At 47.4% G+C, this 11,828-nt stretch carries 8 protein-coding genes; 4 read left to right on the forward strand and 4 right to left on the reverse strand.

Annotated features, from left to right (window positions below; all coding sequences use genetic code 11):
* Positions 1 to 3: 3 nt before the first annotated feature.
* Positions 4 to 2,316 carry a 1,4-alpha-glucan branching enzyme gene (glgB, locus tag CHA6605_RS25630; RefSeq protein ID WP_015162279.1) on the reverse strand — a complete coding sequence of 771 codons (2,313 nt, stop codon included), beginning with the start codon at positions 2,314 to 2,316 and terminating at the stop codon, positions 4 to 6.
* A 274-nt stretch (positions 2,317 to 2,590) separates the two neighbouring features.
* Positions 2,591 to 3,181: an Npun_F5749 family FMN-dependent PPOX-type flavoprotein gene (locus tag CHA6605_RS25635; protein WP_015162280.1), complete on the reverse strand. Its 591-nt coding sequence runs from the start codon at positions 3,179 to 3,181 to the stop codon at positions 2,591 to 2,593.
* 276 nt (positions 3,182 to 3,457) lie between these two features.
* Here CHA6605_RS25635 and nrdJ point away from each other — a divergent pair, with 276 nt between their 5' ends.
* The 3 genes from nrdJ to CHA6605_RS25650 all read left to right on the forward strand — a co-directional run bounded on the left by nrdJ (position 3,458) and on the right by CHA6605_RS25650 (position 9,592).
* A complete protein-coding gene (gene nrdJ, locus CHA6605_RS25640; RefSeq protein ID WP_015162281.1) occupies positions 3,458 to 5,800 on the forward strand; it encodes a ribonucleoside-triphosphate reductase, adenosylcobalamin-dependent in 2,343 nt (780 codons plus the stop codon).
* A gap of 478 nt (positions 5,801 to 6,278) precedes the next feature.
* Positions 6,279 to 6,680, forward strand: coding sequence for a DUF1499 domain-containing protein (locus CHA6605_RS25645; protein ID WP_015162282.1), 402 nt, complete (start codon positions 6,279 to 6,281; stop codon positions 6,678 to 6,680).
* A gap of 74 nt (positions 6,681 to 6,754) precedes the next feature.
* Positions 6,755 to 9,592, forward strand: a complete 2,838-nt coding sequence (locus CHA6605_RS25650; RefSeq protein ID WP_015162283.1) for a M16 family metallopeptidase — start codon at positions 6,755 to 6,757, stop codon at positions 9,590 to 9,592.
* Between the two features lie 7 nt (positions 9,593 to 9,599).
* On the opposite strand, the gene CHA6605_RS25655 is transcribed toward CHA6605_RS25650, so the two are convergent.
* A complete protein-coding gene (locus CHA6605_RS25655) occupies positions 9,600 to 9,830 on the reverse strand; it encodes a hypothetical protein (RefSeq protein ID WP_041548457.1) in 231 nt (76 codons plus the stop codon).
* Positions 9,831 to 9,911: 81 nt separating this feature from the next.
* Between CHA6605_RS25655 and CHA6605_RS25660 the strand changes: the two genes are divergently transcribed.
* The gene (locus tag CHA6605_RS25660) at positions 9,912 to 11,105 is read left to right on the forward strand and encodes an MFS transporter (protein WP_015162284.1); all 1,194 of its coding nucleotides are present in this window, start codon (positions 9,912 to 9,914) and stop codon (positions 11,103 to 11,105) included.
* Between the two features lie 186 nt (positions 11,106 to 11,291).
* Here the strand turns inward: CHA6605_RS25660 and CHA6605_RS25665 are convergent, their stop codons facing one another.
* On the reverse strand, positions 11,292 to 11,645 hold the full coding sequence (locus CHA6605_RS25665) for a Spx/MgsR family RNA polymerase-binding regulatory protein (protein WP_015162285.1): 354 nt from the start codon (positions 11,643 to 11,645) through the stop codon (positions 11,292 to 11,294).
* Between the last annotated feature and the right edge of the window lie 183 nt (positions 11,646 to 11,828).

Here is an 11,828-nt window from a genome sequence, read left to right on the forward strand (position 1 = left end):
ATCCTATGTGCCTTCGATCGCGTTGTTATCGCGCCATTCATAGGCTGCGGCGGTGCGTTCGCGATCGATCTTGAAGATCGAGACACCTAGTGGGGGAATGCACAGATCTAGCGAGAATTTACGATTGTGAATCGACCATTCGTCTGCCCATTTACCACCGAGGTTGCCCATATTGCTACCGCCATATTTGCGCGCGTCGCTATTAAATAGCTCGTGATAAAAACCGTGTTCGGGTACGCCGATGCGGTAATGTGCGTGCGGTTGCGGTGTGAAATTACAGACGACAATTACACAATCATTGCTATTTTTATCGCGGCGGATAAAGGACACCACGCTATGGCGACTATCGGTACAATCGATCCATTCAAATCCAGGCTCCTCAAAGTCTTGACTGTAGAGTGCGGGTTCGTGACGATAGACGTAGTTGAGTTCTGTCAAGAATTGACTCATCTGCTGGTGGGGGGCATATTGTAGCAAGTGCCACTCCAAATCCGACCAGACATTCCACTCGCTCCATTGGGCAAATTCCATCCCCATAAACAGGGTTTTTTTGCCGGGATGAGTAAACATATAGGCATAGAGACAGCGCATATTGGCGAGTTTCTGCCACTCGTCACCTGGCATTTTGCCAATGATATTGCTCTTACCGTGGACTACCTCATCGTGCGAGAGCGCGAGCATAAAGTTCTCGCTGTGGTTGTACCACATGCTAAAGGTAATGTTATTTTGGTGGAACTGGCGGAACCAAGGGTCCATCTCAAAATAATCGAGCATGTCGTGCATCCAACCCATGTTCCATTTGAGGTTGAAACCTAAGCCGCCTAAGTAGGTAGGCGCAGATACCATCGGCCATGCGGTGGATTCTTCGGCGATCGATAGTGCGCCTGGGAAGTAACTAAAGATGAGATGATTGGTTTGGCGCAAGAAGTCAGCGGCTTCGATATTTTCCCGTCCGCCGTACTGGTTGGCTACCCATTCACCAGGTTCGCGACAATAATCGAGGTACAGCATCGAGCTGACGGCATCGACGCGAATGCCATCGATATGGTATTTATCGAACCAAAATAGAGCATTAGCGTAGAGGAAATTTCTGACTTCGTTGCGTCCGTAGTTAAAGATTAAAGTTCCCCACTCTTTATGTTCGCCTTTGCGGGGGTCGGCATGTTCGTAAAGATGAGTCCCATCGAAGAAGGGCAAACCGTGTCCGTCTTTGGGGAAATGTCCGGGTACCCAATCGACGATTACACCGATACCTGCCTGGTGACAGCAATCGACAAAATACATAAAATCTTCAGGGGAACCATGTCGCGATGTCGGCGCATAGTAACCCGTTACCTGATAACCCCAGGAGCCATCGAACGGATGCTCGGAGATGGGTAACAGTTCGATATGGGTAAAGCCCAAATTCTGGACGTAAGGAATTAATTTATCAGCTAATTCACGGTAGGTGAGAAACCGTGCGCCAGGATTATAGTCAGAAACAATTACTGCTGGCGAGGTGGTGCCGTCTGGTAATTGAGCTGGTTCGTTGGCTGCGGCATGTAGCCAGGAACCCAGGTGACACTCATAGACAGAAATCGGCTGGCGCAAAAGATCGCTATGGCGACGCTTTTCCATCCACTCCTCATCTTGCCATTGGTGAATGCTCAGATCGGCAACGATCGAGGCCGTTTTGGGGCGAGGTTCTTGATAAAATCCATACGGGTCGGTCTTCTCGTAAGGATGACCGTCTTGATTTTTAATTTCGTATTTATAAGAGGCACCAACTTTGAGTTCGGGGATAAATAATTCCCAAATCCCGTTCTCCCGTCTGGCCATCTGGTGCTTGCGTCCATCCCAGTAGTTAAAATCACCTATTACCGAAACGTTACGTGCGTTCGGTGCCCAAACGGCAAAATAGATACCTTTAATACCTTCAACTTCGATCGGATGTGCGCCGAGCTTTTCATAAATTCGGTGGTGATTTCCTTCAGCAAATAAGTGAATATCAAAGTCACTTAATAATGGTGAAGTAAATGCATAAGGATCGTAAATTACCCGCTCGTGGCCGCCTTCGGTAATCTTAAGCTGATAGTTGCTCAATTCGGATCGATCGATCGTGCAACTAAAGAAGTGTGGATGATGCTCTGAGTGCATCATATACTCCTGCCGCGCGTCGGGAATCATTACCGAGACGGACTCGGCATTGGGGATGTAACTACGCACCACCCAAACGTTTTTCCCATTTTCCTTAACTTGATGAGGACCTAATATTTCAAAGGGATTGTGATGTTTATTTCCAACAATCCGGTCGATCTGTTCTAAGGCAAGAGTCATGAATTATTAACCTAGGTTGACGCAAAAAGCTAATTAAATTATTGATAATTAAACAAACTAAAAATCGCCACCAAGCGATCGATTTGCATATGATTATTGTACGGATTTAAGTTCCGATGCTCTGTCTGCCTACTGACGAAACAGCCGATAAGCTGACATCATTGTAGCCCAATAGGGGATAGGGGTAGATGGGTGGATGAATGGGTGGATGGGTAGATGAGTATCGATAACCTAATCCTGTCAATCCTTAAATCCTGGAAATCCTGATGAGTAGTTAGGGATTAATCGATCGCATTTGCCATTCGCCATCGGATAGCTCATACGAGTAGCAATTCTGAGGATCGCCGCGTAGTTCTAAATGGACGACCTTTGTAGCTTCGAGCAGTAACAAACAAAAATTCACCGACGGCTGTTTCGGATCGGGTTGCGGTGGATTAAATGTCTCTGGTGCGCTCCGCTCTGCTCCAGGCGTGCCCCAATCGAACTGAATGCGCCCAGCATCGGACATCTGTTGCCATACCTGTTGACGAGCCTTACAGTCGCTAATGGCGATACATTCTGCCGTGACTAATCTTAGTGTGCCGCTCAATCGAAACTGTTCGCGCGTTTCGGGAAAATACCAACACACTTCCGCCAGTGGCGAGGCACATGCTAATAAATTTATAGCTTTCGACGATCGCACATCTGTGACAGATTGAAGCTGGCTGCCTTGTTCTCGCCACCCCCGAAATACCAGCGTGCGATTGTGAGGACGTAAATCGAGATCGACTGTTGCCAGTTGAAAGTAACGCGCCTGGGGCGAACTACGATTGCGATGAAGGGCGCGGGCGATCGGCGATCGCCAAGGTGGTAAACTATCGTTCACAATTAGGACTCGTCTATTTTATTGGTACAAATTAAATTGTAAACAATATACCTGTAGCGAAAATGCTCGATCGATCGTCAGGAGATCGCCACTTTAGAGAATTAGTAGTAAATAAGTAGTAAAAAAGTTTGCAAACTTTATTTAACTCGGAGTTCCGCCATTAGAGGGCGATTCGATCCCTAGAAGTAGCGCAAATACTCAGTTTTGACAAGATTGATTTATCTTGGTTCGATGCCTTATATTACTAACTCGTTCAGAAATTCACATAGCTCACTCATGGTTAGAGAACTTGACCGAGTTCGTTCCGGATCGGGATCGAGCGCGGAGATTTCATCCCAAGCTCAACAACAATTAGATTTTCCCGCTACAGCACCCACGGCAAATCCTGTCTTTTTTAGAACTTACAGTCGCTTCACTGCTAGCGGACGCGAGACATGGCAAGAAGTCTGCACCCGCACCCTCAAAGGCTTGGTCAAGTTAGGTAAATTAACCGACGCAGAGGCCGATATTATCGATCGAATGCAACGTCAGGTCAAGGCAATGCCATCGGGACGGTGGCTGTGGGTAGGTGGGAGCGAATGGTTAGAGCAGCCCCAAAATTTTTCTGGTGCCTACAATTGCACCAGTACAAATGTCTGTGACTGGGCGGCGTTTGCCCTGATGATGGATTTGGCGATGATGGGCTGCGGAACGGGGGCGATTTTAGAACCCGATCTAATTGGCAAATTACCCGTCGTTAGAAATCAACTTAAGATCGCAATTACTAACGAAATTGGTGGCGTTCCGATCGCAAATCGTCAGGAATTAAGCACGGTTGAAATTGCTGGTAATAATGCCACAATTCGAGTCGGCGACAGTCGGCAAGGTTGGGTAAATTCCTACAAAATCTTGCTAGAATTATCGAGTGACGATCGCTTTAATGGCGATGTGAATGTCTCGATCGATCTGAGCAATGTCCGTCCGGCTGGAGAACAGCTCAAAGGCTTTGGTGGCATGGCAAATCCGGTGAGATTGCCAGAACTCTACGGTCGGTGTGCGGGGATATTAAATAAGGCAAATGGCAGACAATTAAACTCGGTTGAATGTTGTTTATTGATCGATGAAGCTGCGGTAACTATTGTTGCTGGCAACATCAGAAGGTCAGCAGGCATGAGACAATATAATTCAAATGACACATTAGGCTCGACTGCTAAGGATAATCTCTGGCAACAAGACGAAAGTGGTAACTGGAGAATCGACCCAGAACGCGATTCTTTAAGAATGGCAAATCATACCAGAGTATTCCATCACAAACCGACTTTAGAAGAGTGTGTTGCCGCCGTTCAAAAGCAGTATTATTCAGGTGAAGGTGCAATTCAATGGGCTGGTGAAGCCGTCGCTCGATCGAATGCCGATCTATTAACAACACCAGAATTAAAAGCTAATTTTCTAAAAATTTATGCTGAAGGAAAAGCCGATGAATGGTTTGCAAATAACCATCCAAATCTGGATAAAATCGAGGTAGAGCACCGTTTGTCTAGGTTTGGTCTGAATCCATGCGGGGAAATTTTGGGCGCAAATTTTCACTGTAACTTGTCTGAAATACATTTGAATCAGCTCGATCCAAATAATCATCAAGAACAGAAAGACGCTTTCACTGCTAGTGCATTAAGTGTCGCAGCATTACTCAATCATAAATTCCAAGAACCGCGATATCAATACAGTCGGGAACTAGATCCGATCGTCGGCGTGTCGTTTACGGGTTTATTTGACTTCTTCGTTCATGCCTTTGGCTCCGAATGGTTGCAATGGTGGACGGAAGGTCGTCCGGCAACTGAGGCGGGGATTGCTTACAAGCAGAAAGAGCACGAGTATCTGAATACTTGGCGTGAAATTGTCGAGCAGACTGTCTGGGAATATTGCGATCGACATGGGATCAAACGCCCCAATCGCTGTACCACTGTCCAACCATCGGGCACCAAATCGCTGCTCACAGGTGCATCTCCGGGCTGGCACGCGCCCAAAGCGCAACGGTTCATCCGCCGGATCACTTTCCGCAAGGATGACCCTGTAGCCCTTGCCTGTATCGATTACGGGTATAGTGTGATTCCGTCTCAATCTGATAAGGATGAGAATGGCAATCTGCTGGACGATGCCTACGATCCGCGCTGTACGGAATGGTTGATCGAGATTCCGGTAGCGGTTTCTTGGGCGGATTTACCTGGTGCCGACTCGATCGAAATCGGTCAATTTAGTGCGCTGGCTCAGATGGACTTCTATATGGGCGTTCAGCAGCATTACGTGCGGCACAATACCAGTGCGACGATCGAATTGCGCGAACATGAAGTGGATGAGCTGGGCAAGCGGATTTACGAGGCAATTCGGGATGATGAGGGTTACATATCTGCGGCTCTGTTAGCGCGGTTTGACGACCATCAGACGTTCCCACGGTTACCGTTTGAACCGATCGACAAGGCGACTTACGATGAGATGATGGCTGGAGTCATCAATCGACGTCAGACAGCCGAATTTCATACAGCGTTGAGTCGTTATGACTTGGGCAACAAGTCGGAAGAATCTGGCCCTGCGGGTTGTGATTCAGATAAATGTCTGTTACCTGATGTCAAGCCAAATAGCTAAATTTAGTAACGGCTATGGCTTGGGTCGTTCTCATGGCTGGGGCACCCAGCCGGGACGACCCCACAATTTTAATTAATCCCTCTGACTCTGAATCTAGTTAGGGGGATTTTCGATTGATTCCCGATCGATATCTAGGTCGATTATATTAAATACATAAAAATTGCGGCAAAGCTTGGGGTGAAGTAACACTTGTTTACAACTACCAGACGGAGCAGCCAGCCTCTAATTGGCTCACGGTACTAGCTTGCTTGCAATATACCATGTTTTAATTCCGACATCCTTCAACCGTTGGCTATTTATATAACTCGATCGCTCTAACTCGACTTTCCCATCAGAGAGTCAAGTTAGGGCGATTTTCGATCTACTATAGATAGAGTAGACTGGGGATAAAATGAAGATAATAACCTCGAAACAAACTGGTAGCTTGGCCGTCATAGTCGTATCCTTAGTACTTGTTTTTATAATTTGGAGTAGCAATATGTTTGCAGGTAAGCCACCCACAAATATTGGGGTCAATAATGGTAGATTAACTGCTTGTCCGAATACTCCAAACTGTGTGAGTTCTCAAGCACCAGCTAGCGACGCCCAACACGCGATCGCGCCATTGCCGATGAGTGGCGATGCAGCCACGACGATGGCGAATTTGAAACAGGTAATTAAAGCAATGCCTCGGACAAAAATAGTCAACGAAACTAATGATTATTTATATGTAGAATTTGCCAGCAAATTGATGGGATATGTCGATGATGTCGAATTTTATCTCGACACTGCTAGCAACACAGTTCAAGTTAGATCTGCTTCGCGATTGGGTCAATCCGACTTAGGTGTGAATCGCCAACGGATTGAAGATATTCGACTCGCAATGAGCAATCTTACCTGAAATATCCGATCGAGTTAACGATCTTGAGACGAACGATCGTCACTTAGTGCATCAATTACAGATAATCAGCAAAGATGTTAAAAATCAGAGATTTTTGGGTGAGTTGGCGGCGATATCGGTTTGGGATGTTATTGTTTGGCGTGTGTTTGAGTGCGATCTTGGCATCCCCACAGGTGGCGATGTCTACACAACCAATCCCGACTGTCACCACGGAATCGGCACCCGGTGCGGAGGTAGCCAAACAACCGCTAGCTCGACCCAGTAAATCCCCAACTTTACCGACAAAAAAGCCCACCACTTTAACAGCAACTGTTAAGAAGACAGTCTTGGGGAATGGGATGACTGTTTTGACTAAAGAAGTTCGCAATGCACCCGTAGTGACGGTGCAAGTGTGGTACAAAATTGGTTCGCGCAACGAAGCTCCGGGTGTAAATGGCATCGCGCATCAGTTGGAACACATGTTATTTAAAGGAACGAAAGATCGACCGATTCAATTTGGGCGATTATTTTCGGCACTCGGTAGCAGTTTTAATGCTTTTACGAGTTACGATCAGACTGCTTATTACGGAACAGTCGAGAAAAATAAACTTTCGAGTTTATTAGTTTTAGAAGCCGATCGAATGCAGAATTCGACGATCGATACCGAGAAACTCACTGGTGAAAAACGGGTCGTCATTTCGGAATTGCAAGGGTATGAAAATAGCCCCAGTTATCGACTCGATCGTGCTGTCAAACGCGCTGCTTTTCCAAATACTCCCTACGGATTGACTGTCGGCGGTACCAAAGCCGATGTCGAGAAATTTACCGTCGAGCAGGTGCGGTCTTACTATGATTCTTACTATGCACCGAATAATGCCACATTAGTCGTCGTCGGCGACTTCGACACTGCCAAGCTGATGGCCAAAGTGGAGGAGACATTTGGCAAAGTGCCGCGTCGAGAAATTAAAGTTACCAAGTCTCCGCCGACAAACATCAAGCCCACGCGTCGGCTAACCCTTAAAGAGCCAGGTACTACCCAGCTCACCAACCAAGTATATCCGTTACCAGACGCCAATCATCCCGACGTACCCGCGATCGATGTGATGAATTACGTTCTCACCGAAGGACGCAGTTCGCGGATGTATCAATCGATCGTCGAAACGGGCATTGCCACTAGTCTCGACGGTGGTGCCATCAACCTCGCCGCTGGTGGCTGGTATGAGATTTCGTCGATCGTCGAAGTCGGCAAATCGCTCCCCAAATTAGAAGCCGCGATCGAGAAAGAGATTAAGCTACTCCAAACCAAAGGAGCCACCGCTGGTGAAATCGCTCGCGCCAAAGCCCAGCTCAAAGCCGCCTACCTCCTGAGCAATCGCGATATCAACTCGCAAGCCAGACAACTCGGTAACGACCAAACCACCACTGGCGACTATCAATTTACCGATAAATATCTCGCTGGCGTCGAACGTGTCACCCTCGCTGATGTCCAACGAGTCGCCAAAAAATATCTCCAACCCAATCTTAAAACGATCGGCTTCTTCGAGCCGACCCAAATCACCGATAAAGCGGCAGCGGCAGCTACTGGCGGCAAAACAGCCGACAATTTCGCGCCAGGTGCCCCTGTAGACCCTAGCGAACTGGCTAAATATCTCCCCCCACTCGACCCCGATACTAGCAGCCAAACTCAAGCATTGCCCCAAGAGGTGCAGCTTAAAAATGGCTTGCGCGTCTTCTTACTCCCCGATTCGAGTACGCCGACAGTTACCTTGAGTGGGAGCATTCAAGCTGGAACAGAATATGACAGTCCTAATAAAGCTGGACTGGCTTCGCTGACTGCTGCCAACATCATGAGCGGTACCCAGACTCAAACCGCCCTAACGATCGCCAAAACCTTAGAAAGTCGCGGTGCGGGACTGGCATTTGGAGCGAGTCGCGAAGGCGTCGGCCTCGGTGGTAATGCGCTCTCTAAGGATTTACCGATTTTGCTGCAAACCTTGGGTGATGTCGTTCAAAATGCCAACTTCCCCCAACCAAAATTTGAACTCAGCCGCCAACGGGCACTAACTAGCCTCAAACTAGAGTTAGATAGTCCCAACAGCGTGGCGCGGCGCAAATTTCAACAGACGATTTATCCCAAAGATCACCCCTTTACCATTTTCCCCACCGCCGAAACGTTATCGGCACTGACAGCCGCAGATCTCCAAACTTTCTATCGCCAGCACTACCTCCCCAGCAACACGATTTTAGCGATCGTCGGTGACTTTAAGGTGGCTGAGGTCACAGCCTTACTAGAATCGACGCTGGGTAAATGGTCTACTACGGCTGAGTCAGTCAAACTCAAGTATCCCATCCCACAGCTACCCACTCAGCAGGTACTAGTTAACCCTGCTCTCCCAGGCAAAACCCAAGCGATTACCCTGCTAGGCAATAAAGCGATCGATCGCAAAGATCCGCGCTACTATTCCGCCTTAGTGCTCAATCAAATCCTTGGTGGCGATACCCTTTCCAGCCGTCTGGGTACCGAAATTCGCGATCGACTGGGTTTAACTTACGGCATCTACAGTAGCTTTGCGGCTGGCAAACGTCAGGGTACCTTTATTATCTCAATGCAAACTGCACCAGAAGATGCCCAAAAAGCCACCCAAAGCACGATCGCCCTACTCAAAGATCTCCAAACTAAAGGAGTCACCGCCGCTGAAGTTGCCAACTCCAAACGCAGTATTGCCAGCAACTACACCGTCGAACTCGCCTCCCCCGACGAGATTGCTGGAGCTACGCTCGGTAATGCCATCTATGGTTTGAACCCTAACGAAATTAGCGAGTTTCCGAAGAAGATTCAAGCCGTAACCTTAGAGCAAGTCAACCAGGTTGCCAAAGAATTAATTCAACCCGATCGGTTGGTGGTAGTCACCGCTGGGCCACCGAAAAAGTAATGAATCTTTAAATACTCGATCGAGTTAGCACCTGACTAACTCGATCTTTTTTTGACGATCGATACCCCATCTTTTGCCAGATAATTTCATCCTCGATACCCAAACCATTACAAGTATTAATAATTACTAGTTTCAAGCCATACTCGATCGAGGGTGGGAAGAATAAATTGTACAGTGGTTCGATGCTCCCAAGGATGCAACTTTGGCATTCCGAGTGTACCCAGCCTGTTGTTGCCACTGCCAGCGCAATTTCAAGCCAAGTACATGCTGCGATCGTACTAACAATACCGTTTCCAATGTTTTATTAGCCATATACTTTATGCAAACTGTAGTAGAAACGCCTAAAACCGATTGGCAACCAGTACTCGCGATGGCCCTGATGCAAGGTGCAATCGTGCTCTGTTGGATTGTTTATCGCATGTATATTCCCGATTTGTTGGGACAGTTTGGTTTTCCGAAAGATTCGTCAGTTATCATTTTGGCAATCGAAGGCTTTTTAGCTGTCTTAATCGAACCCCTGTTTGGCAGCTTGTCCGATCGCCAAAAGACATTATGGGGGTTAAAAGGGCCATTTGTGACGATCGGGGTGTTACTCTCCGCTGGGTTGTTGTTCGTATTGCCATCGATCGTGTTATTGGGCAATCCTGACTCGATCCGGTGGTTATTTGTGGCTCTAGTAATTCTGTGGGCGATGGCGATGGCGATGTTTCGATCGCCGATGTTAGCTCGCTTGGGCGAATTTGCCTGTCAGCGCGACTGGCCTTATGCAGCGAGCGTCTTGACATTAGTCGGTACCCTGGCTGGCACCCTCGCTTTACCTGCTTCTAAGCAAATTGTCAAAGGACTGGGGGCGGGGCCAGCATTTGCGATTAGTTCGATTATTTTGCTACTCTCAGCTACTTTGCTCAACCGCTCTCAAACCACTCAAGTGCGATTGCCAGCCATCACCGCAGATGATTTGCAACCAGCGGCCCGAAACCTATTCTTAGTCGCGCTAACTGGCAGCACCATTACGATGGGCGTTATTTTAACCCAACAGTTGATTGGTTTAGTCGGAAGAGCGCAAACCCCAATGTTAATGACATTATTTCTTGTCGTTCAACTAGTAACCGTGCTGCCGATCGGGTTGGCGGCAAAGCGGTGGGGTAATTTACAAATCATGCTCGGTGGCTTAATCGTGTTAGCGATCGGTTTTTCGATGCTGATATTACCCGGTTTTCATGCCGTAGCCGTGCTGTTGTTGGGTGTAGGAATGAGTTGCGTTGGTGTCGGAACGATTCCCTTTGCGTTGAGTATGGTGCCGCTATCTAGAGGCGGCTTAGGCATTGGTTTCTATTTTGGCGGTGCTTCTCTGGCTGGGGCGTTATTTAATGTCTTTATGTCTGTCTCCCGTCAATTACCCCTAATCCCTGGATGGGCGGTGGGTTTAGTTTCACTGGCGATCGCGATGGTGGCATTATGGATCGGTCGATCGATGGTCGTCAAACAAGATCCACTCATCCCCAATCTTTAGCTTGAAGCAGCTTTCTGCGATCGAATTAGTGCGGCTTCCGGTAATGCCACATTGATTAACTGGGTTGTCAAGGCAATTCCCTAAATTACTGCTTGCGAACAATCCAGTGGCTTTTGTGCCTGGTGGTTACTTGTGGTGGCTGAATCGATTTGTTTTTTATCAAACACTCGGACAAGGTAGGGAAAACTATGTCAATAGATCTTTAATTTCTGCAACATTCCGAAAACCAACAGCGATCGCGATTCCATCTTTGACAAAAATCGGTCGTTTTAATAACATCACATCATCGCTAAAAGCTGCCGCCCATTGCGTCTCATTCCAAGTATCTTTAGTTTCATCGAGCGCGCGATAAGATTGACCCGAAGTATTTCGCATCGGACGTTCGCCTAAGCGTTCGACCCAACTAGCAATTTGGGTTGCGCTAGGTGGCTTTTCTTTGGTATTGATAAATTCATAACTAATGCCCTGTGCGTCTAGCCATTGTAGAGCTTTTTTGCAAGTACCACAGGTGGGAATACCATAAACTTGAATTGATGTCATAGCTTAACTGAATTGAGAATTGATGATTGATAATTGCAGATGCACGCTCGTCTGCAAAGCTGATAATTTAGCGACCTAAATCACGCGAAGGTTCCCTTTACAGGTATTGCGTCAAGACAAGCAAACCCCCTACTCTTTATTAAACAAGTCTTACACTTTAAGGAATATATTAGCAACTCGAAT

Origin of the sequence: Chamaesiphon minutus PCC 6605, from assembly GCF_000317145.1 — a bacterium.
Taxonomy (GTDB): Bacteria; Cyanobacteriota; Cyanobacteriia; order Cyanobacteriales; family Chamaesiphonaceae; genus Chamaesiphon; species Chamaesiphon minutus.